Annotated in this window: 24 protein-coding genes; 17 read left to right on the top strand and 7 right to left on the bottom strand. The window is 36.2% G+C overall.

The window, feature by feature from the left end:
* Positions 1-76 precede the first annotated feature (76 nt).
* The gene (locus tag ACWPVE_RS00360) at positions 77-925 is read left to right on the top strand and encodes a sialate O-acetylesterase (RefSeq protein WP_453989797.1); all 849 of its coding nucleotides are present in this window, start codon (positions 77-79) and stop codon (positions 923-925) included.
* Between the two features lie 76 nt (positions 926-1,001).
* Here ACWPVE_RS00360 and ACWPVE_RS00355 read toward each other — a convergent pair whose 3' ends face one another.
* On the bottom strand, positions 1,002-2,834 hold the full coding sequence (locus ACWPVE_RS00355; RefSeq protein WP_453989795.1) for an IS1182 family transposase: 1,833 nt from the start codon (positions 2,832-2,834) through the stop codon (positions 1,002-1,004).
* A gap of 723 nt (positions 2,835-3,557) precedes the next feature.
* Here ACWPVE_RS00355 and ACWPVE_RS00350 point away from each other — a divergent pair.
* The 4 genes from ACWPVE_RS00350 (at position 3,558) to ACWPVE_RS00335 (ending at position 5,472) form a co-directional block, all read left to right on the top strand.
* A complete protein-coding gene (locus tag ACWPVE_RS00350; RefSeq protein ID WP_453989793.1) occupies positions 3,558-3,974 on the top strand; it encodes a hypothetical protein in 417 nt (138 codons plus the stop codon).
* A 144-nt stretch (positions 3,975-4,118) separates the two neighbouring features.
* On the top strand, positions 4,119-4,580 hold the full coding sequence (locus ACWPVE_RS00345; RefSeq protein WP_453989791.1) for a GNAT family N-acetyltransferase: 462 nt from the start codon (positions 4,119-4,121) through the stop codon (positions 4,578-4,580).
* 52 nt (positions 4,581-4,632) lie between these two features.
* Positions 4,633-5,085, top strand: coding sequence for a hypothetical protein (locus tag ACWPVE_RS00340; RefSeq protein WP_453989789.1), 453 nt, complete (start codon positions 4,633-4,635; stop codon positions 5,083-5,085).
* A gap of 144 nt (positions 5,086-5,229) precedes the next feature.
* Positions 5,230-5,472: a hypothetical protein gene (locus ACWPVE_RS00335; RefSeq protein ID WP_453989787.1), complete on the top strand. Its 243-nt coding sequence runs from the start codon at positions 5,230-5,232 to the stop codon at positions 5,470-5,472.
* Positions 5,473-5,652: 180 nt separating this feature from the next.
* On the opposite strand, the gene ACWPVE_RS00330 is transcribed toward ACWPVE_RS00335, so the two are convergent.
* Positions 5,653-5,922 (bottom strand): antibiotic biosynthesis monooxygenase, encoded by a 270-nt coding sequence (locus tag ACWPVE_RS00330; protein WP_453989785.1) that lies wholly within the window; start codon positions 5,920-5,922, stop codon positions 5,653-5,655.
* 49 nt (positions 5,923-5,971) lie between these two features.
* Entirely contained in the window at positions 5,972-7,135 is a 1,164-nt protein-coding gene (locus tag ACWPVE_RS00325; RefSeq protein WP_453989783.1) for an ABC transporter permease, read from the bottom strand.
* A gap of 129 nt (positions 7,136-7,264) precedes the next feature.
* Between ACWPVE_RS00325 and ACWPVE_RS00320 the strand changes: the two genes are divergently transcribed.
* Positions 7,265-7,852: a TetR/AcrR family transcriptional regulator gene (locus ACWPVE_RS00320; RefSeq protein WP_453989782.1), complete on the top strand. Its 588-nt coding sequence runs from the start codon at positions 7,265-7,267 to the stop codon at positions 7,850-7,852.
* 175 nt (positions 7,853-8,027) lie between these two features.
* A complete protein-coding gene (locus ACWPVE_RS00315) occupies positions 8,028-8,219 on the top strand; it encodes a hypothetical protein (protein WP_453989780.1) in 192 nt (63 codons plus the stop codon).
* Between the two features lie 582 nt (positions 8,220-8,801).
* Here the strand turns inward: ACWPVE_RS00315 and ACWPVE_RS00310 are convergent.
* Positions 8,802-9,572, bottom strand: coding sequence for an SDR family NAD(P)-dependent oxidoreductase (locus ACWPVE_RS00310; protein ID WP_453990816.1), 771 nt, complete (start codon positions 9,570-9,572; stop codon positions 8,802-8,804).
* Positions 9,573-10,074: 502 nt separating this feature from the next.
* On the opposite strand from ACWPVE_RS00310, the gene ACWPVE_RS00305 reads away from it, so the two are divergent.
* From ACWPVE_RS00305 to ACWPVE_RS00280, 6 genes are all read left to right on the top strand, one after another.
* The gene (locus ACWPVE_RS00305) at positions 10,075-10,692 is read left to right on the top strand and encodes an NUDIX hydrolase (RefSeq protein ID WP_453989778.1); all 618 of its coding nucleotides are present in this window, start codon (positions 10,075-10,077) and stop codon (positions 10,690-10,692) included.
* Between the two features lie 184 nt (positions 10,693-10,876).
* On the top strand, positions 10,877-11,116 hold the full coding sequence (locus ACWPVE_RS00300) for a hypothetical protein (RefSeq protein WP_453989776.1): 240 nt from the start codon (positions 10,877-10,879) through the stop codon (positions 11,114-11,116).
* Positions 11,113-11,613 (top strand): hypothetical protein, encoded by a 501-nt coding sequence (locus ACWPVE_RS00295; RefSeq protein ID WP_453989774.1) that lies wholly within the window; start codon positions 11,113-11,115, stop codon positions 11,611-11,613. The genes ACWPVE_RS00300 and ACWPVE_RS00295 overlap by 4 nt, the downstream gene beginning before the upstream one ends.
* A gap of 85 nt (positions 11,614-11,698) precedes the next feature.
* Positions 11,699-12,115 carry an immunity 70 family protein gene (locus ACWPVE_RS00290; protein WP_453989772.1) on the top strand — a complete coding sequence of 139 codons (417 nt, stop codon included), beginning with the start codon at positions 11,699-11,701 and terminating at the stop codon, positions 12,113-12,115.
* A gap of 74 nt (positions 12,116-12,189) precedes the next feature.
* Complete coding sequence (locus ACWPVE_RS00285) at positions 12,190-12,606, top strand: HIT family protein (protein ID WP_453989770.1); 417 nt, start codon at positions 12,190-12,192, stop codon at positions 12,604-12,606.
* 295 nt (positions 12,607-12,901) lie between these two features.
* Positions 12,902-13,342, top strand: coding sequence for a GNAT family N-acetyltransferase (locus ACWPVE_RS00280; protein WP_453989768.1), 441 nt, complete (start codon positions 12,902-12,904; stop codon positions 13,340-13,342).
* A 305-nt stretch (positions 13,343-13,647) separates the two neighbouring features.
* Here the strand turns inward: ACWPVE_RS00280 and ACWPVE_RS00275 are convergent, their stop codons facing one another.
* The 3 genes from ACWPVE_RS00275 to serS form a co-directional block, all read right to left on the bottom strand.
* Positions 13,648-14,196: a DUF3231 family protein gene (locus ACWPVE_RS00275; protein WP_453989767.1), complete on the bottom strand. Its 549-nt coding sequence runs from the start codon at positions 14,194-14,196 to the stop codon at positions 13,648-13,650.
* A gap of 424 nt (positions 14,197-14,620) precedes the next feature.
* Positions 14,621-15,163, bottom strand: a complete 543-nt coding sequence (locus tag ACWPVE_RS00270; protein WP_453989765.1) for a helix-turn-helix domain-containing protein — start codon at positions 15,161-15,163, stop codon at positions 14,621-14,623.
* A 16-nt stretch (positions 15,164-15,179) separates the two neighbouring features.
* The gene (gene serS, locus ACWPVE_RS00265) at positions 15,180-16,460 is read right to left on the bottom strand and encodes a serine--tRNA ligase (RefSeq protein ID WP_453989763.1); all 1,281 of its coding nucleotides are present in this window, start codon (positions 16,458-16,460) and stop codon (positions 15,180-15,182) included.
* Between the two features lie 209 nt (positions 16,461-16,669).
* Here serS and ACWPVE_RS00260 point away from each other — a divergent pair, with 209 nt between their 5' ends.
* From ACWPVE_RS00260 to ACWPVE_RS00245, 4 genes are all read left to right on the top strand, one after another.
* The gene (locus ACWPVE_RS00260; RefSeq protein ID WP_453989761.1) at positions 16,670-18,496 is read left to right on the top strand and encodes a MotA/TolQ/ExbB proton channel family protein; all 1,827 of its coding nucleotides are present in this window, start codon (positions 16,670-16,672) and stop codon (positions 18,494-18,496) included.
* Positions 18,489-19,175, top strand: coding sequence for an OmpA family protein (locus tag ACWPVE_RS00255; protein WP_453989759.1), 687 nt, complete (start codon positions 18,489-18,491; stop codon positions 19,173-19,175). Before ACWPVE_RS00260 ends, ACWPVE_RS00255 begins: the two co-directional genes overlap by 8 nt.
* A gap of 269 nt (positions 19,176-19,444) precedes the next feature.
* The gene (locus ACWPVE_RS00250) at positions 19,445-19,603 is read left to right on the top strand and encodes a hypothetical protein (protein WP_453989757.1); all 159 of its coding nucleotides are present in this window, start codon (positions 19,445-19,447) and stop codon (positions 19,601-19,603) included.
* A 350-nt stretch (positions 19,604-19,953) separates the two neighbouring features.
* Positions 19,954-21,075, top strand: coding sequence for a glycoside hydrolase family 88/105 protein (locus ACWPVE_RS00245; protein ID WP_453989755.1), 1,122 nt, complete (start codon positions 19,954-19,956; stop codon positions 21,073-21,075).
* The last annotated feature ends 29 nt before the right edge of the window (positions 21,076-21,104 follow it).

The following is a 21,104-nucleotide window of genomic DNA, read 5'->3' as shown; positions in this document are numbered from 1 at the left end:
AATATATCGAAATCAATATTCATTCGACTTGGTAAAATATGTAATGATTTTGTAAACAGAGAAAGAAGGTTTTTCAATGAAATCAATATTGTTAATCGGGCAATCAAACATGGCTGGTAGAGGATTTATTGAGGATGTCCCACCGATTTATAATGAGCACATCAACATGTTGCGAAATGGCATATGGCAAATGATGGCAGAACCGATTCATTTTGATCGTCATATAGCGGGTATTGGACCCGCATCGTCTTTTGCTCATGCTTGGACAGAGGATCACCCAGGCGAGTCCATTGGGCTCATCCCGTGTGCAGAGGGAGGAAGTTCGATTGATGAATGGGCAATTGATGGACCACTAACAAGACATGCCATTTCTGAAGCAAAATTCGCTATGGAAACGAGTGAATTAATAGGCATTCTGTGGCATCAAGGGGAAAGCGATAGTTACGGAGAACGTTATAAAGCATATGAAGATAAATTACTAACTTTATTTAAACACTTGAGAGAAGAACTGGATGTTCCAAATATCCCGATTATTATCGGTGAATTGGGACATTTTCTTGGAGAAGTAGGCTTTGGAAAAAGTGCTGTCGAATATAAGCAAATAAACGAGATCTTATCAAAAGTTGCTCACTCAGAAGAAAATTGTTATTTTGTCACATCAAAGGACTTAACTGCAAATCCAGATGGCATCCATATTGATGCGATTTCACAAAGGAAATTCGGTTTGAGATACTATGAGGCTTTTTCAAAACAAAAGCATGTTTTAGATCGTTTAGAGATAGAACAAGAATGGATTGAAAAGATAGCAAAACGTGAACTAACTAAAAATGAACGTATATTTGTTCAAACCACGAAGTTTGCCTTAGGACAATTGAGTTTTGAGGAATTTTACAAAAATATCTCCACCATTAATGGAAGTAAGTAAATTGCCTAAACAATAGGGTGCTTTGCTCAATAATCGACTATGGATGTGCTCTACACATAAATAAACCTGTATTCGTTCAATAAGTGTTTTGAAAAAAAGGGGCTGTCCGATAAGTCCTAAAAAATAAGGCAAGGGAGAAAAACGACCGTTTTTCTCCCTTGCCTTTTTGTTTTTTTCGATTTTTCTCTGAAAGTAGCTGGCGTATGCCTGCTACTTTCAATATATTGTGGGCTAATGCCACAATTCCAAACTCGACATATACTTTGTCGAGCCCCCGCAGAGAAAATCTGCGAAACGACCTATTGCCCTTGATGTGACCGAACACACTTTCTACTTCAACTTTACGTTGAGCGTAGATAGCGGACTTTTCATCACATTCAAGGGCTGTTTTAGCCTTGGCTTTCATTTCTTCAAAAATCGTATTCCAATGAATCTGACGATTCCCTTTTGCTTTTGTGCATTGTGCTTTTAGTGGACAATCGGTACAATCTTCACATTCATATATTTTAAAACTTTGCTCGTAGCCAGATTTATTCTTTTTATTCAGGTATTTTTTAAACGTTACTTTCATTCCTTTCGGGCAAATAAAATAGTCGTCATCTTCCACGTAAGTCCAATTTTTTGCGTTTTTGATGTCTTTTTTATATTTACGGGTTTGTTCCTGTACATAGCTTCCATACGGAATAAGAAACTCGAATCGTTGCTCTTTCTCATCTCCGACAGCGTAAACATAATTCTCCTCACTACCATATCCTGCATCGGCAATAACCGTTTTGGGTATTGGTAAAGAAGAAGCTGCCAGTTTCTCCATATGAGGGATGAAGCACCGAGTGTCTGTTGGGCGTTGATGTATTGTATAGTATAGAATAAACTGGTTTTCTGTTCCTACTTGTACGTTGTATCCTGGCTTAAGTTGGCCATTTTTCATATGATCTTCTTTCATACGCATGAAGGTGGCATCTTTGTCCGTTTTAGAATAACTATTACGATCACCTAAAACTTCATTATGTTCCTTATATTTAGTCATACGAGGTATAAAATCCTCACGGATTTGCTTGATTGATTTCTTTAATTGACTCCGTTCTTGCCTTTTTTCTTTTCGAACGTCTTTATCTGTTTCGCTATCAATTACCTTTGTTAATGCCTCAACTTTTTCCTCAAGTTCTTCGGCAACTTCTACTAATTCCTGTTCAGTGATTTCTTGTTCCTGATTTATTAATTCTTCTGGTTGTGCTTCTGCCCTGGTTATTTCATGGATATGCTGAAGGGTTTCCTTGATTTTTTCTTTTAATTTCTCTTCAAAATTTGAAGTAGCACGTTTCCATACAAAACTATACTTGTTGGCGTTGGCTTCAATCTTGGTGCCATCCAAAAAGTAGCTTTCGAATGTTATGTAGTTCTCTTCAATCAACTTGTGAATCATTGCTTCGAATAGTTCATCCATAAAGTCTTTCATGCGTCCCCCACGGAACTCATTAATTGTACGGAAATCTGGTTGTTGCATCGCTGACAACCACATAGCTGGGATACTTTCATTTGCTAATTTTTCTATCCCTCGGCAAGAATAAACCTTCTGGGAATAACCATAAAGGATAATTTTAAGCATCATTTTGGGATGGTAAGAACTTCTGCCACCGCCTACATAGTATGAAAATAGATTTTCATCAGGAATAGCTTCAACCATTTCGTCTACTACACGGGCCTCGTGATGTTGTGGAATAAGAGATTCGATATCATAAATCATTTGAATTTGTCGATTATCGTAGGGTTTGAAAGTAGGGGCTAATTGTCTTGGATTAGGTTCTTTTTGTTTTTCTTCATTTTGAACTTCTAGTTTCTCCTCTTCGAACTCTGGAAAAAGGGAAGTTTGCGTGTTATAATTTTCATTAGTAATCAATTGATTGCTCATAAAAAATCATCCTTTCTGGAATGTTGTGTGGTAACTTCATTTTACTAAAAAGGATGATTTTTTTGTGTGTTTTTTTAAAAGTTACGAGTCAATACTATTAAATTTTGTAACCTTGTTGATTGTAGCGGAAGGTACGAGACTCCTGCGGGAAAAGCGTGGCCAGGGGAGACCCCGCAGGAGCTTGCGACGAGGAGGCTCCCGGACCGCCCGCGGAAAGCGAGTACCTGCAGCGGAAATCAACACCAGATTTTTTAGTAAACCCAAAAAACAAAAAATGAGGGCTGTCCTCAAAAGTCATTTTTCAGTGACTTTTTGGACAGCCCCTTTTTCTATTAATTAGTTATTACTAAATAGATAATGAGACGGAATTTTAACAATTATATCTTTGTTAAGTATTCATCTAATTGACCAAAGGTACCAGCATTTCTTTCTTGAGCCATTTCTTTTGAATCCTTAAAGGCTTTCAGCTTATCCTCCAACAGATCTATTTATTCCCAGAAGGATGACACGCTTTTTGGCAGATTATTTGAAAAAGAAATGAAACTCAATTAATTTTAAAACGTATAATAGAACGGGGGATGTGAGATCCACTTATTAGAATAAGAAATAGAGGTGAAATCGTGCCAATGCTCATAATAAAAAGAAACGTTAATCTACAATAGAAAAACACCTTTTCCCTATTAAACAAACGGAGCTGGATATGTAAGAAGGATGAGATAAAAGATGAACATTATGTATAAATCAAATGCTGTAATCGATGAGTATGGTGATGTCATGTTTGAAGTGGAGGGTAATAAACAAACCTTTTCATTTCGGGCTGGGATTAGTGATATGGTTTTACCCGTATTTTTTTCCGATTTGACAGCTATGTTAAATGGAGAAATACACTCTTTTGAAGTAGATGGCAATGAAGCAATGACATTTTATAAGTTTATAAGAAACGGCAGTTCCATCAGAATTGAGACAAAACATCATCATATTCGTGAAATCTATGAATTTTCCTTTTATGCATTTTGTCATGCATTGCAAGTAGCATTTAGAAAGTTTTTTAGACAACAGAGAATACATAACGAAGAAGTTACCAAAGAGATCTTAGAACAATGGAATTCTTTTAATAAGACATGTAGTTCGATGTATTAGTGCTTTTGAATCAAAACATCTTCAACCTCCAAAAGTACAGTAGAAAAAACAATTCTCCAAAAATAACAATTTTAAGTGACTAAAACGACATGAAAAAGGCGTGATGTATAGAGGAAAACAAATATGAATAGGTGGGAATATAAAATGGATTGGAGCATTAGAAAAGCCTCACTTAGTGATGTTGAAGCGATTACTGAATTAAGAATAGAACTCTTAACTGCTGTTGGTGACGTAAACGAAAAAAATCGGCCACAGGTCTTCAAAGCAAATCAGCATTATTTTAAGGATAAGTTGTCTAATGGTGGTTTTTCTGCATGGGTAGCCGAAGCAAGTGGGGCAATTATTGCTATTAGCGGTTTAGTCTTTTTTGAAAGACCTCCCCATGGTGAAAATATAAGCGGGTTAGAAGCATACATCATGAATATGTACACAAAATCAGAATACAGAGGCTATGGTATAGCTCGTTCGTTATTAGAACAGTGCATATCCGATTGTAAAAGGATGGGGGTAGGACGGATATGGCTACATACATCTAAAGAGGGTTACCATCTATACAGGAAAATGGGTTTTATTGATAAGGATTTAGAAATGGAATTACTGTTATAAAATATTTTTGTTCAACTAAAGTATATTAAATAGACTAACAACGAGTTGCGAAATGAACGTATTGATAAGATTATGTATCGGATTGATTTTTCTTTTTATAGTAACAGGTTGTATTGGTGAGGAATATGATTTTTCTCCTCCCACAATTACACTTTCTAGTAACAGCAATATTGAATCAGAAGAATTAGTAGAGGCAAATATCGATTGGCGTGGAGAAGAGAATAAGCCGATTGAGAAAGAAACAGAAAATATTGAGGAATTAGCAAAACAGCAACAACAAATGTATTTTACTGCGGGAGAAAAAGTGGATTTGCTTTCTGATCATGCAGATTTTAAACTCGAGGAGTTACGTGTTTCGATTTGGCAAAATGATCATAAACTAGATTTAGAGGTTACGGATATTTCCTTCGATTTACCAAAGGAAAAAGGGGAATATGTAATTGAGGTAAATCTCCAAACGGATAGAGGGAAAGCTCAATATGTTGAAAATGTTGTGATTAACTAAGGGTTATAGAGCTTTAAAACGAAAAAGATTTAAAATAAAAGGTACATAAATCTAAGGAGGATTCATGCACCTTTTTGTTGAATGAATGACCAAACAGTAATAGACAGTGTTTCACTTTTTTTGGTGAAGAGTAGGAGAGAAGATATGAAATATCGTGTGCAATATATTATGGGGTATATAGGGTATTTTCTACTTGCATTTATGGCCTTAAGAGCTGTGATTATCCAAGATGATATACTAGGGTTTATTATTTTAACTGTTGGCTTACTTTTCCTCATGAACTATCTAGCATTATTAGAAAAACAACACGGAACGCCTAAATATAGTGGTTATATAAAACTAATTCTAGCTTTGGCATTACTAATTTCGGGTTTTACCATGCTTTAAATGACGTGTGGTTATTACGTAGATTCATAGAATTACCCGACGTCCAACATACGATAAGTTTAAGATGAATATACCAATACTTCGCATAAACACCCTCCAAATTCAATAGATAAATTGGAGGGTGTTTGATCCATATAAATCATACTCAGTACGTAAACTGCTGATAAGTTTCTGTAAAAGTTATCCTTCCTTCGATGTTAACGTTGAAACAACCTCAGAAATAATGATTTCACTTTCTAAAATAGGTGAGTCCTGTTCGTTATTACCTGGGCCTTGATGGGCTTCCTTAAAAGCATCGCTATTTTTCCATTGGGTAAAGTCTTCCATTGTGTTCCAATACATATTTACATGAAGCTCATCATAGTCTGTTAGGTTCTTAGTCAGTAAAACTTCGACTTTTACAAAACCTTCCATTTCTTGTAAGGCACCTGGTTTTTTGAGTTTGTGCAAAATAGAGTGACTCAATCTTATAAGGTAGCTCCCACAAAGTCATATAGAATCACTTTGTTGGTTCATTCAATTCGTTTTTTTGCACACGTACTGGTTTAAAAATAGAGAGAATGTAAATGACGAAGCCTGCAATACCAATCCCTAGTATCGTGTTGAATGAAGCACCCGTGTATAAGCCACTACCGAAATAGAAAATTTCACGTAAACCTTCAGAAGCAAAGCGTAGTGGTACCCATGGACGAATAAAGTGTACGAAGAAGCTTGGTAGCATTTCTTGTGGTGTCATAAGAACACCCATCCCTAATAGCATCACGACCATGAATAAGGTAATCGCAGGTTTGCCAATCCAAGCGGTAATCGCTGAGACGAGTAAATAGAAACAGAATGCTGCAAAGGATACAAAGAATGCCACTAAGAAGTAGCTCGGCATGTTAATCCCAGCGATCTGTGCAAGTGTCGCCACAGAAAATCCAGAGAATAGGGCAATAATGATACCAAATAGCAGTTGGCCACCCATTAAGCGTAATGTTTGTTTACGTGTTAACGCTTCTTTCTTATTGATGTTTGATGTGGCTAAAAATAGAATGAATCCACCAATTAGTGCACCTACCCAAGCGGGCACTGCCATTAGTGTTGGCGCACTACCATTCGCGGTAGAAGCGGTAATGGCATTAAATATTTTTTCTTCAGAAACAATCGGGTTCACAAGTACGGAAGCTTGGCTTGCATTGATTTCTTGTCCATCCATCTGTGCAATAAAGGTTTTCGAATATTGGTTGCTAAGCTGTGTGATTAAACCGTTTAATGCTGTCTGCGCATAGTTTGCACCAGTCATATTGTAACCTTGGTTAAGATAGACCTGCAATGTTGCAGAAGAGTTGTTGGAGATGGCATTTTGTAGTGACTCATTATATCCTTTTGGAATAACTAAAGCGGCATAGTACTTTTTATCATTAAATAAATCTTCAATATCCGCTTCTTTTACAATTGTAAAAGCGAGTGTAGGCTCCTTGCCATCGATCCCTTTACTCATTTGTTCAACTACTGATTTTACAGCTTCTACATGATCGCCCTCATCATTTACAATAAGTGCTACGGGAAGATTCTTCACTTGTGGATTTCCTTGGGCGAATAAGTTTACTGAGAAGAGCGCTATAATTAATATAACAGCAATGGGAGCAGCCCATGCTAATTTATTTTTAAATAATTCCAAGTGAACTCATCCTTTCTAAGTGTTCAACATGTTGTTTAGTAATGTGTTTTTATTTTATAATCTGGGAATAGGCAAAGCAATGAACAAAATGAACAGATTGTTGAATTTTGAGGAAGAGAAGGTGTTTTTTTGAGTGTTTATATAGAAAAGAATAGACGAACGAAACAACTTATTCAGGATTCATTTATGCGAGTGTTACAAGCAAAATCATTTGAATCCATTACGGTGGGGGAGATTGCGAAAACCGCAAAAATAAATCGTGGAACTTTCTATCTGCATTATCAAGATAAATTCGATTTGCTAGACCAAATCGAGCTACAATTGTTTGCGGATTTAGGAAAGCATATTGATGAATTACAATCTCGCTACTCATCTACTCATTCGTTCGAGAAGGAACAAGAACACTTAGCAAATACGCTGTTCAGTTGCATCAAGATGCATTCACCCATTTTGCAGATTTTATTAAGTGATCATGGTAGGGCGGGGTTTCATATTCGATTCAGAAATGCCATCTCAGAGAAAGTGCGTGTTAATTTAGAGAAAAATGAAAGCTTCATTGTAAACGTAAAGGTTCCTTTGGAATATTTTCTAGCCTTTATCACATCTGCTTTTTTAGGATTAATCGAACAATGGGTTCAAAATGGGTTAGATAAAACGCCTGAAGAAATGACAGTCTTATATAAGGACATCATCTCCTTTATTCAAAAGAAAGAATGAGGAAGTGTAAAGGGAGTTGTGGTCAAAAATATTTAAAGGTTTCTAGAATTAACTGTGCGATTGCAAACGAGACAATCGCATTTTTTTTTTACGGATGAGAAAAATATATGTAGATTCGGAATATTATGTTAATATTGTTGTGAGTTGGAAGAATAGCCAAAAAGGGGAGAAGTGAGTGAACATTTTTATAATCCTACCTGCGATTGTTTCTATGCTGGGTTTATACTTTATTACAATTGGCTTATGGGAATTAAGACAAGGTGTCGATCGAAAAAAATATGTGACATATATGTTTACTGGGTTAGTTCTACTTTTGATTGTTGCATCTTTTCTCACTCCATTTTTGATGATGTTTTTGAACCATTGATACTGGTTCGATGATATTTGTTTAGTAGCTGGATTAAATAAAAGGAGAAACGGATCATGTATTTACTCTTTTACCATACTGTATTGTATGGTTACACAGTTTTTAAATCTGGCTTATGGACCTGCCATGGGAATTTATTTAATAGGATTAGGATTTGTCAAAGGGTATGTTAGTGAGGAATTAAAAGATGTCTTTAATCTCAAAAATACGAAAGACTTGTACGAGGAAAATAGATGTAAAGCCTCTTTAATGGATTTATTGTCTTTATTGTTGATTTTTGTAAATTCATATGTAATAGACTATGAACCTTTCACTTTTTTCGAGTTTATATATCTGTTTTTTATTATGCTGCTAGTCTATCGCTTTCTATTTTGGGGCACGACACGAACAGTTGATAAACTATTATAGCTTGTAGTGTGAATACTAGGTTTAAAAATATCACGATTCAATAATTCTTTGATAAAAGGACCTGATTCCTATCATGTTAAAACATGAACAAAAGAGGAATCAGGTCTCCGTTTTTTATGTTCTTATGTAGTAATGCAGAGTAACAATGATCATTCCAATGTTAAACTACTCTTCTTAATTAGCTCCCATACCACCATCTACACGGTATTGTACACCAGTAATAAAATTACTCTCATCTGATGCAAGGAATAAAACTAAATTTGCGATATCGACTGGCTCACCGTAACGTCCTAATGGGATTAATTGTGTATATGTTTCTTTCATTTTTTGCGCATCTTCTGGATTTGCACCAGATTCTACAGATCGCATCATTCTCGTATTAGCTGGAGATGGGTGAATTGAATTCACACGTACATTTTTCTCAGCCACTTCTAAAGCTGCTGTTTTTGTTAGTCCGACGACGGCATGCTTAGATGCAGCATATGGAGATAAGCCAGGAAAGCCCATTAACCCAGCAACGGAAGACATGTTAATCACACTTCCTTGCTCTTGTTGCACCATGATAGGGAGTACATGCTTTAATCCTAGAAATACACCGCGAACATTCACATTCATCACTTTATCGAAATCTTCGGCAGTTTGATCTAGAATTGAATTAAATTTCCCTTCAATACCAGCATTATTAAAGAAAACATCAATTTGACCAAATTTCTTTATTGTTTCTTGAACATAGTTTTTAACATCTTCTTCTTTTGAAACATCAGCTTGAATCGTTACTACATTCCCAAATTGACTAAGCTTTGATTTGACTTCATTTAATGCATCCTCATTTAGGTCAACTAAGACTACATTTGCACCTTCTTTTAAAAACACTTCCGCAGTAGCTTCACCAAGACCACCAGATCCACCAGTAATGATCGCTGTTTTTCCATCAAGTCTTTTCACATTAACCAGCTCCTTCATTTTGTTCGTGCATTGTTGATGTTCGAAAAATAGAATAGAGGTTTTTTCACCATTAATGGCATTACTAGGATTGTTCACCCCAATTTGTAAATAGTAATTGGTGACATGGCATTCTGTCATCTCATCTACTCTTTTTTTCTACATTTTTAGTATATAGTCGGGATTAGTTTAAGAGAATAAGTTTGTGAAACATTTCACAAGTTGTTCAAGATGTTTCGTCAAAATTGTGAAAATAACGAAGAGAATGGAAGATGATGAGATGTACCCCTCAAATGTTTATTGCATGATTACTTAGCTAGCCTTTCTCACTAGGAGTGGTCCTTTTTAGTACCCACAGCATTCGTAGATCTACATACTTTCTTCCTGCGAAGCATAATTTTATTTCAACAATCCTTCGTTGAGAGAAGCTTTCTCTTGATATCAACTTTTTAGTTTAATGAGTATATGGTAAAATTAGGTAATAGTTAATGGGTGGTGAAAACAATTGGAACCAAAATGGCTAGAATGGGCAAAACAGCTTCAATCCATAGCACAGGCAGGGCTAACCTATTCTAAAGATGTGTATGATCTGGAAAGATTTGAATTGTTACGAACTATTAGCGTTGACATTATGACTGAGTATACAGACATGGATACAAGAAAAATTAAAGAACTTTTTGCAAATGAAACGGGGTACGCAACACCGAAAGTTGATATTAGGGCTATAGTATTTAGAGGTAATAAAATATTAATGGTGAAAGAAAACAATGGAGGAGGTTGGGCGTTACCTGGAGGTTGGGGAGATATTGGATTGACTCCTAGCGAAGTTGCGGTAAAAGAAGTCAAAGAGGAATCAGGTTTTGATGTTAAAGCCACAAAATTAATAGCAGTACTTGATAAAAAATGCCATCCACATCCATCTTCTCCATATCATGTTTATAAAATGTTTATCCAATGTGAAATCATAGGTGGGCAACCAAAAAGTGGGATTGAAACAGATGAAGTGGAATTTTTCGCAGAGAATGAATTACCACCTTTATCTATCGCTAGAAATACAGAATCCCAAATTCAATTAGCATTTAGACATTTACATCATCCACAAGAACCTGTCTATTTTGATTGATCATCCAATTTACTATTTTCTTGGTTGTTCAACTAACAGGTATAAGAGATTACCAGGGTTGCTACGGCAACTCCTTTTTTGTATACGGGGCAGGTTAATGGAAGATATACAAGACAAATCAAAAAAAGAATATTGAAACTTTTCATGTCTGGGTTCCGTAAGAATACTACAAGGAGGGAGAAGAATGAAAAAATTAATGGAGCTATTTATGGTTGTACTCATTTCAGTAGGAATGGCTGATGTCATTCATGGAGTTGTTTTAACATTTATTTATACACCGAATCCCTACTCAACAAATGGTTTGGAATTAGCGAGTTTTCTAAAATATAGTATGTCTGCTATAACGGTGACTTTATCTCTTTGGATCGTGTCTAAGTTTAAAAATGTATTAAAAAGTTCTAAATCAGAAGTGAAAATCTCGTGAAGTATTATGCGGTCAAGCAAATTGTTACTGTTTTGACATTAATTCTTATAACATTAATAGCAGATTATTATTTTCGAGAAGTAAATATAAGGATTGAAAGTGTTGTACTAAAGCAGTTGATTATCTTTATAGGTATCTCAATACTACTTTTCATATGTAATCAAATGATTTATAACTACGCTAAAAAAGTAGAAGGGTTTATGCAACATAAGATTTGGAATAAAATGTTTAGCATTCTTTTTGTTTGGTTAATGATATCGTTTGTTCTATTTGTATTCTTGTTTTTTGCAACACCCCTGGAAGACTTTATTTCATCACACACTTGGATGATGTTCATTGTTGCTTACTACTTTTTATTTTTTATAAACCTTCTCATTCTATCAATTGTACATAAAATCGTTGATCGTTCGGTAAAGGTTGAGAAAAAAATAGCAATCACATGGGCAAGCTCTTCGTTATTTGTCGCTTTAATCCTATTTGCTTTACCAAGTTTTTAATAACGGAAAAAGACAGATTACCAATAGACAGAAACAGGAATATTCAATTCTAGCTTTATTGAAGTGATACAAATGAGGTGAAAGTATGGCGGTTGGCTTTCAATTTGAATATTTCTTTTATCAAGTAGGGCATGGGGATTTTCTTCATTCTTTCTTTTCAACAATAAGCTATCATCTGGAACCAGATGGCTGGGGGACCCAGTATCCCAAACTAATGAATGACTTGTACTACAATGAACTCTGTTGTAAAGATATACCATATGCGATAGAAGAGATAGATGAAATTAGAGATAAACTGGTTGATTTTCTACCTTCTCAAATCGTTTGGGATATCGATGATTTAAATTTAAGGCCACCATGGAAAGATCATATAAGTAAAGAGATTACAAATTTAGCAAATTACTTTAAAACGAGTGATGGAAGAGACTTATTCGAATTGTTACATACCGTATTAACTGCTGTATATGAAGATAAGTCTAACGTGAAAATAGTATCTTTATAGGATGAAAGTAAGTACCATTTTTGTGTACTACGAGCAATTTCGTCCCAAAAAACGAATAGATCGAGAGGTGTAGGATGGAGACTTGTATTTTTTGTGAGATTATTTCTAAATCCAAAGCTGCTTATATCATTTATGAAGACGATGTTGTATGTTGTTTTTTAGACAAATACCCTATCAATAAAGGACATGTATTAGTTGTTCCAAAAAAACATTATCAGGAATTTAGTGAAGTTGACAAAGACAGCCTGACACAAATCATACTTGTATCTCAACAGGTAGCTACAGCTCTAGAAAAAATAGTAAACACTGACGGTATAACGATCATGCAAAACAATGGAATCTTTAAGGATGTGGAGCACTACCATATGCACATTATTCCACGATTCTTGAATGATGGGTTTTCTTGGATAGAGCCAGAAGTGGAAGTTACGGAGAATGAATTTGTTTCATTACATGTAAAATTAGAAAAAGCTCTGAATATAAGTAGTTGAAGTAATGAATGGGATGCTTCAAAAAATAGTAAGGGGGAAAATGATGAAAAAGTACATACCGTCTATTATTGTATTCTTATGTTTGGTATTATTGGACAAATTTTGGTTGGCAATTGGGGATTCTTAGTAGCTGTTGTGATTGGGCTTTTATTTTTAATTTATCAGAAGCTGAGCACAATCTCATCTCTTTTAAAACAAAGTACCACAACGAAGAAAGTAGGATAACCGTTCAACTCATATGTTATTGATTCATTATAAATAAAGGCACTTTTTTTTATTGAAAGAGGGAAGAAACATGATAGATGTGAGACTGATTGAACCAGAAATGACATACAATCTTAGGCATATAGTTTTGCGTCCTAATCAGAGCATTGAGGAATCAACATATGACACAGACCATGAAAAGGATGCATTTCATGTAGGTGCGTTTTTTCAAGGGAAATTAATTAGTGTTGCTTCGTTTGTCATCGATATAAATCCTGATTTTACAATTGAAAGACAATATCGTTTAAGGCAAATGGCTACTCTAGAGGATTATCGAAAGATAGGAGCTGGAAGGGCAGTGGTACATTTTGCTGAAGAAATCATAAAAGAACGGGGCTTTGACTTCCTATGGTGTAAAGGAAGGACGACTGTTCAAAAATATTACGAGAAATTGGGTTTCAAGCCACATGGAGATGTATTTGATTATCCACCGATTGGTTTACATATCGTGATGTATAAAAAACTTGCGTAAATGAAATAAAGGAGAATACTATAAAACTCGAGGATGCGTTTACTAATCTGTAACAAAAGGTTATCTCAAAGATTAATTGACGTTAAGGCACTTTATTTAATGAAAAGGGTTAAGTCGAAATTATTGGTTGTTGTTAATTTTACAACCTTTATAATTGGGCTTGGATTTATGTTGGGTGAGGCGGAACTTTTCTTCAAGAAAGGTATAACCTTGGATTACTTTACAAAGGGAAGTATATGTAAGAAAGCCAAATTTCGGAGCGGAACATCTCGAAACTTGGCTTTTTGAATGATATACGATTTAGTTCATCTGTCTGGTGCCCCAGGTGGTATATATTTTGGTGGAATCATTAACCAACCTCGTTGCTTCATAAGTCTTTTTAGTGGTGCGGCGTATTTTATCAAGTTCATCTGTATTTCAAGAAATAGCATGCCGACATCCGTCCTAATCGTTTGGCTCAAGGCTTGGGCACAAAAGGTAATGGATGTAGCGACTTTCACCGATACAAGATTAGCGATTTCACTTTCTGTTAATTTTACACCTTCTGGGACAAAATCAGGCTCAGATGTTGGTTTTGGAGAGCTAACTGGTGGTAATGGGACTCCTTCGTCTAACAAAAACTTTTCAATTTTTTTAGTGTCTGCTTGACTAGAATCGTATGCCGACTGTAAGGCATCTCTTAAATCTTTATCGGTAGTCGAATTTAGTCCAACTTGGTAAAGCACATGTGCTTCATTGAATGCTGTATAAGCTGTCCATAATTCCATTACTTCACCAACATGTAAAGGCGGCTTTGGCTCTTCATCAATAAATTCCTTCAGCATTGCAAGTACAGACTCAATTGGATTTGTCATGATACACCTCTTGCACAGTATTATTATTTTATATGTTTCCAAAAAAGTAGAGAATTATGAATCATATTGAAAGGTTTTGATTTATTTGTTTATCGTTGTTGTGATACAGGTTATGTAAAAAGGAGAACCGACCTGACAGGATTGGCGAAAGTAAAGGTTGAATCAGAATAAAAAATTAGGAGAGAGATGATTGAACGTGTAAGAGGTTAAAGAACGATACACAAAAGGGGGGAAGATGATCCGTTTTAATGTAGTTGTTTAGATTAAAAAGTATCAGAGACAATAGTTCTATTTAAGGATTGAGTGATCAAAAAAACACCGCCAATTAGCGGTGTAATAGACAAACATTTTCATCTGTGTATTTGCTTGCCATTCGATTGGGTAGGAACCAATCTTTGTTTCTAATTTTAGTTTTTTGTTGTCGTTAGAAGGATGGGGGTGTCACAACCCATAAACTCACACATTCGGTGTCACCGATGTTTTCATAATGGTGTGGGATGGTAGAATCAAAGTAGATTGAGTCACCTTCCTCTAAAATATAGGAGTTTTCTCCGACGGTATACTTGATTTTCCCACTAATGATATAGCCGAAGTCTTCCCCTTTGTGGCTATGTGGAAATTCTCCTGAATTCGCTCCTGGTTGTACCCTGAGTAACATCGCTTCCATTGATTTTTTATTGGTTGGAGAGAGAAGTTCGTAAATAATGGAATTATCATCTGATCTTACGATAGTAACACGCTCATCTTTACGAACCACATCTGTTACTTCTTCCTCCTCTTGGAATAAATCGACAAGTGAAATGGAGAGGGCATCCACTATTTTTCGTAATGATTCAATTGTAGGACTGTTTAGATTTCGTTCAACATTGCTTAAATACCCATTGGATAACCCTGTTTTTTGCGCTAAATCAGCAATTGTTAATCGTTTGTTTTTGCGTATTTCTTTTAATTTTTCTCCTAGGTTCACATAATTAGCCTCCTTTTTATTTTTTCGTTAATCTATCAATGCCCCTCATATATGGTCGAAGAGCTTCTGGAATGATGACACTGCCATCTTCTTGTTGGTAATTTTCTAGTATTGCCGCTACAGTTCGACCAATTGCCAATCCTGAACCGTTTAAGGTATGAGGGAATTCGAGTTTCCCATTTTTATCGCGACGGAAGCGCATATTTGCTCGACGTGCTTGGAAATCTTCTAAATTACTACAAGAAGAAATCTCACGGTATGTCTGCGAACTTGGCATCCAAACCTCCACATCATATTTCTTTGTTGCAGTAAAACCTAGATCTCCTGCACACATGTTTAGTACTTGATAAGGGAGCCCAAGTAACTGAAGGACTTTTTCTGCTTGATTTGTCAGTTTTTCTAATTCATCATACGAATCTTCAGGTCTTACGATTTTGACTAATTCCACTTTATTGAATTGGTGTTGCCTGATGAGTCCTCTTGTATCTCTTCCAGCTGAACCAGCTTCAGAACGGAAGCAAGCACTATACCCTACATAATTGATCGGTAATTGTTCATTCGTTAAGATATCATCTCGATGAATATTGATTAAAGGCACCTCAGCTGTTGGAATGAGGAAATATTCTTTTTCTGCTATTTTAAATAAATCTTCTTCGAATTTAGGAAGTTGACCAGTGGCTGTCAGGCTGTCCCTGTTTACAATATAGGGTGGAATGACTTCTTCATATCCATGTTCCTCGATATGTAAATCAATCATAAAACTGCTTAATGCGCGTTCCAAACGTGCCCCTAATCCTTTGTAAAAGACAAAACGACTGCCCGTTACTTTGGCTGCAGATTCAAAATCTAGGATGCCTAACTCATGTGCAATATCCCAATGTGGCTTTGGATCAAACGTGAACTCTTGCTTTGATCCCCAGTGACGCACGGGAACATTGTCTTCTTCAGTTAACCCTTTGGGCACGCTTTTATGTGGAATGTTCGGGATTGCGTACATAATTTGGTCGATTTCCGTTTCAATCTCACGAAGCTTTTGGTCGAACTCTTTGATTTGACTTGATACTTGTTTCATTTCTGTAATCAATGTAGATGTATCTTGCTTATCACGGTTTAACAAAGCAATTTGTTCAGATACTCTGTTTTTCTGTTCTTTAAGACTTTCACTTTTTACAATTAGCTCTCTTCTTTTTACATCTAGTTCGACAAATTTGTCAATCTCATTCAGTTGCTCACCACGGTTTGCTAGTGCTTCTTTGACGCCCTCTAAATCATTTCGTAATCTCTTCACGTCTAACATAGAGTCCACCTCAATTTTAGTTAATAAATACATTATACATAACTTTTGTTCACTATAGTGTTATTATACAGATTATTTCGGATAATTCAAATGGCTTTGATACGAAAAAACGGCTTGTCCCATCTGTTATTACCATGCATGATTTGTCCATGTTTCGAATAACTTTTAACAAGTCTTGTTATGGACGTGCATGGAAGGGAGCGAAGAGAATGGTTGAAGCGATATTGAGGTTATTTGTAAGTGAACAGCAAGCAGAGGCTGTGTTGACGAGTCCGTTGGTTGAATTAATTTTTATGGCGTTATTTGCAGGGTTTGTAGTCGCGATTTTTGCACATTTTACATTGTACAGCAAATTAAGAACGATTCGGAATTTTATTCGAGATACGAATTCATTAGAGATTGACCCCCTCAATAAAATAAAGATGGACTTTGAACAAATGAATCAAAAGGAATCGGTGAAGGTGGAGACATTTGTTCAAAATAAGATTTCTGGCTGGCGAGTGTTTCAAGTCCCTGTCGTTAATCTCATTAAACTTGTGCAAATGACTGTCTCGATATTTATTTTAATTGGAGTTCTTGGGACATTTATCGGTCTTGCGATGTCACTTGGTAGCATTGATGTGTCAGGTGACCAACTAGTGGAAAATGTGGCACTGGTACTTGCAGGGATTGATGTAGCCTTTTATACGAGTATTGCAGGGATGGGGCTGTCATTAATTATGACCATCGTCACGAGGGTTGCCAATACTGAATATATGTTAACGGATATCATGTTGAAAACAGAGTCGATTCTCGAGGGGAATGAACAGGATGGGATGAGTCGCCTCATCGCTGTTTCTGAAACCATTAATTCTTCTATTCTTGAATTGCGTGATACAAACCAAGAATCGCTTCAAAGTATTGTGAATTCTTTTAAGGGGTTCCAGGAGTATACAGTTGGGTTGCAGCAATCGGCAAAAGATTTAGCAAAATTTAATGAGGGGCTCACGGAAAATCTTAAGCAGTTCTCGGCTATTTTTCATGGCGTACAGGAATTGACGGAAGGCTTTGATCAAGGTGTGAAAAAATTGAATCAGAACTTTGGGCAAATGTTTACGTATTTTGAAAACATGGATCAGCGTAATGAAAAGATGAAAAATGCTTTTACAGAAACATATAAAAAGATAGCAGAACTTACAACAGACCAAAAGGAAACGATGAACCATTTTCAACAATCTGTCGTAGACATCAGGGAGTATTTTTCTTCAATTGCACAAAGGCAGGAATCGATCTATGGTGCCTTTGATAGACTGAATGAACAAAGTGACCATTATCTCAAACTCATGAAGGAAAATAATCTTCAGTTTGAGCGTGTGTTTGGAACAGATGTGAGTACAAAGTTAACCGATATTATTTCTTCATTAAGGGATGTTAAAAATGATTTTAAGTCGCTAGGAAACTCGATTGGACGCTTACCTCAAGCATTCGATACGATCAATAAGGCACAAAGTGAGTATAAAAATCTGCTAACCTATCGTTTTGATGAATTGACACAGTTTACTCATGAATTTAATTCTCATTTGCAAGTGCATTTGACAAATGCTCAAGCGATTGAAAGCTATTTAAGTGAAGCTTCGCGTTCGAATGAACAGGTTGGTATGAAGTATATGAAGCTATTAACTGAAATTAATCGTACGGTCACCCAAATGACAGATTCATTTCAATATAAAGAAAACCAAATAGAAGCAAGTGTAAATGCATTACGGGATACGCTCTCGAAATACGTGACAAACCTCGAAGGTACGCTTGGGGAAAAGCTAGATAAAGTCAGCAGAAATATAAATGAGTATATTCTTGAGATGAACGAATCTGTGAAAAAAGAGTTTAAGCAGATTGGTGAGATTACGGGAGAGGTGGGCCAAAGAAATGCGCGTCAGCTCCAACAAACATTAGGAGATATTGGTCAGGAATTTCAGCAATTAAATCGACAACTTCAGACGATTGCACAAAGTACGACCCAAGAAAACAGTCGGGTAAGGGTTATCACCCATGATTAATAAATACACAAGGCTGTTTCATCGGGAACAAGAGGAGAGTTCATTTTGGCCTTCCTTTACAGATTTATTAACATCAGTATTGCTGTGTTTTATCCTCATTTTTATTATCATGATGGTCATTAAATCGTTTCAAATTCAAGAAATGAAACGAACAATCGATCAAATCATGGGGGTACGAGTGGGGCTAATTGAGGATTTGAATCAAACATTTAGTGACTCCAGTATTGAGATTGATGAGAAGACAGGTGCGTTAATATTTAATACCGATATTTTATTTGAATATGACTCTGCCGTGTTAAAGCCTGAGGCATATACCTTTTTGAATGAATTTGTCCCAGCCTACCTGGATGTGTTGCTTGAGGAAGGGTATGAGGAGTATATTTCTGAAATTATCGTTGAAGGGCACGCTGACAAAGATGGTACCTATTTGTATAATTTAGAGCTCTCCCAACAGCGGGCCTATCGTGTGGCGGAATATATTCTAAGTAAAGATTTTCCGTATAAAAACATTCAAGAGCATTTAAAAACGAAGCTTACGGTAAATGGACGTTCTTTTACAGATGGACGTACGGATCCAGACGGTAGCTACAACGGTGATGCTTCTCGAAGAGTAGAGTTCAAATTTCGTTTGAAAGATCAAGAGATTTTGGAAAAGACACGAGAATTACTAGGGAAATAGGGAGGCGCCTTGAGGGTAAGTCGTTCTCTTTTGAGGTAGCGACAGTTAAGCTTAGAAGCAGTGGATTTCACGACGGAAATCACACTGCTTTATTAATTTAAATAAAGGTAATAGATGTTAAATTAACTAACGGTTGCGATGATCCAAGAAGGATTATTGCATATCTACGTTGAAGAAATTGTCCTAAAAGCGGCAGTTTAATTGAGAATACAATGGGAGTTTTTGTGTTGCATTTGAAGGAAAATACGACGGTAAAAGGGGTGAAAAAAATGAACGATACAGGTAAATCAGTAGCTAGAACGGGTATTACTTTTGGTTCAGCATTGGCAATCACAATATCTTGGAGTTTACACAAATCAATCTTATGGGCATGTATTCATGGCTTTTTTAGTTGGTTTTATGTAATCTATTATGCTTTTACTAGATAAACTTGATGAAAATTTCGGACATAATGTGTATGAGGTATTTATTATACGAACAGGTGCAATAGTTTATAAAAGAAAACAAGCAAAGCAGCTCAGTTCCTTTAAAAGGATGAGCTGCTTTATTTCATATAGATACGACCTTCTATTGTGACCTGTTTATCTTTTTTCAAAATCTTTTTGCTGGTGATCGTTCCTCTCCATACATCAGATGAAAAAGTGAGTTACTTGCATCTACTAGCTCCTCGAGAACAATAAATTACAAACATATGACAAATTAGTCGTATTTATAGTTATCTGAATTTTGTGTATCATTAAACCAAGGTTAGTCCAATAAGAAGGGGAGGAGTATTGCGATGTCTGAGACGAGAGCTTGGTCGGTCCGCATGGCTGATTCCGTGTTGCAACGATATCCCAATCTGTCAGATAAGTGGGATCATGAATATGGTGTGGTGTTAAAGTCGATTGAAGATGTGTGGCGTAAAACAAACGATCAGAAGTATATTGATTACCTTGAATCCAGTATTAAGCCGCGAATTAATGAAGATGGTGAGATTGCGGGATATCAACTGGAAGATTATAGTGTCGACCATATCAATACTGGCAGGATTTTATTTACGTTGTATGATCAGACAGGTGATGAACGCTACCGGAGAGCAGTCACTACTTTACGAAATCAATTTAAAACGCATCCGCGAACAAGTGAGGGGCTTCTATGGCATAAGCAGATTTTTCCATATCAGAGTTTCTTAGATGGAATCTACATGGCATCCCCTTTTTATGCACAATACGGAAAAACCTTCTATGAACCAGAAATTCTTGATGATGTGGTTAGGCAAGTTACATTACTCGCAAAGCATACACGGGATTCAGAGACAGGCCTCTTCTATCATGGATGGGATGAGAAAAAAGAACAAATCTGGGCAGATCCACAAACAGGACGATCACCAAGTTTTTGGGGGCGTGCTCAAGGATGGTATTGTGTTGGAATCGTAGATATTCTTGATTATCTTCCAACGGAACACCCCAATAGGGAACATTTAATTGAGATTCTTAATGGAATACTTACATCTATCGTAAACTATCAAGATCCACTATCTGGCGTCTGGTACCAAATTGTCGATCAAGGGAACAGGGAAGGAAACTATCTGGAATCCTCCTCCACACACATGTACATCTACGCCTTGGCAAAAGGAATACAAAAAGGCTATTTACCTGAAAGTCTACTTCCTGCGTTAAAACGTGGGTATCAAGGAGTCCTTGATACATTCATTGAGGTGAGTGAGGATGGGCTCGTCAATCTTCATAGTACTTGTAAAACAGCAGGGCTAGGAATCACGAACAATCGTGATGGGTCATTTGACTATTATGTAAGCGAACCTATTGCTACCAACGATTTTAAAGGAATTGGCACATTTATTATGGCCAGTGTTGAAGTTGAATCGATAAAGGAATTTGTTAAGAACGAATCTGTATGAGAAAGGGACGTTCCTTACATGTCCCTCTA

The organism is Bacillus nitroreducens (genome assembly GCF_964021195.1).
Note: the sequence above shows the minus strand (reverse complement) of the source record. Positions and strands in the feature narration are given on the sequence as shown.

Excerpts from the sequence above, each read along its gene's own strand:
- ACWPVE_RS00360 (WP_453989797.1), top strand. The coding sequence starts at position 77 with ATGAAATCAATATTGTTAATCGGGCAATCAAACATGGCTGGTAGAGGA.
- ACWPVE_RS00355 (WP_453989795.1), bottom strand. The coding sequence starts at position 2,834 with ATGAGCAATCAATTGATTACTAATGAAAATTATAACACGCAAACTTCC.
- ACWPVE_RS00350 (WP_453989793.1), top strand. The coding sequence starts at position 3,558 with ATGAACATTATGTATAAATCAAATGCTGTAATCGATGAGTATGGTGAT.
- ACWPVE_RS00345 (WP_453989791.1), top strand. The coding sequence starts at position 4,119 with ATGGATTGGAGCATTAGAAAAGCCTCACTTAGTGATGTTGAAGCGATT.
- ACWPVE_RS00340 (WP_453989789.1), top strand. The coding sequence starts at position 4,633 with ATGAACGTATTGATAAGATTATGTATCGGATTGATTTTTCTTTTTATA.
- ACWPVE_RS00335 (WP_453989787.1), top strand. The coding sequence starts at position 5,230 with ATGAAATATCGTGTGCAATATATTATGGGGTATATAGGGTATTTTCTA.
- ACWPVE_RS00300 (WP_453989776.1), top strand. The coding sequence starts at position 10,877 with ATGAAAAAATTAATGGAGCTATTTATGGTTGTACTCATTTCAGTAGGA.
- ACWPVE_RS00290 (WP_453989772.1), top strand. The coding sequence starts at position 11,699 with ATGGCGGTTGGCTTTCAATTTGAATATTTCTTTTATCAAGTAGGGCAT.
- ACWPVE_RS00285 (WP_453989770.1), top strand. The coding sequence starts at position 12,190 with ATGGAGACTTGTATTTTTTGTGAGATTATTTCTAAATCCAAAGCTGCT.
- ACWPVE_RS00280 (WP_453989768.1), top strand. The coding sequence starts at position 12,902 with ATGATAGATGTGAGACTGATTGAACCAGAAATGACATACAATCTTAGG.
- ACWPVE_RS00275 (WP_453989767.1), bottom strand. The coding sequence starts at position 14,196 with ATGACAAATCCAATTGAGTCTGTACTTGCAATGCTGAAGGAATTTATT.
- serS (WP_453989763.1), bottom strand. The coding sequence starts at position 16,460 with ATGTTAGACGTGAAGAGATTACGAAATGATTTAGAGGGCGTCAAAGAA.
- ACWPVE_RS00260 (WP_453989761.1), top strand. The coding sequence starts at position 16,670 with ATGGTTGAAGCGATATTGAGGTTATTTGTAAGTGAACAGCAAGCAGAG.
- ACWPVE_RS00255 (WP_453989759.1), top strand. The coding sequence starts at position 18,489 with ATGATTAATAAATACACAAGGCTGTTTCATCGGGAACAAGAGGAGAGT.
- ACWPVE_RS00250 (WP_453989757.1), top strand. The coding sequence starts at position 19,445 with ATGAACGATACAGGTAAATCAGTAGCTAGAACGGGTATTACTTTTGGT.
- ACWPVE_RS00245 (WP_453989755.1), top strand. The coding sequence starts at position 19,954 with ATGTCTGAGACGAGAGCTTGGTCGGTCCGCATGGCTGATTCCGTGTTG.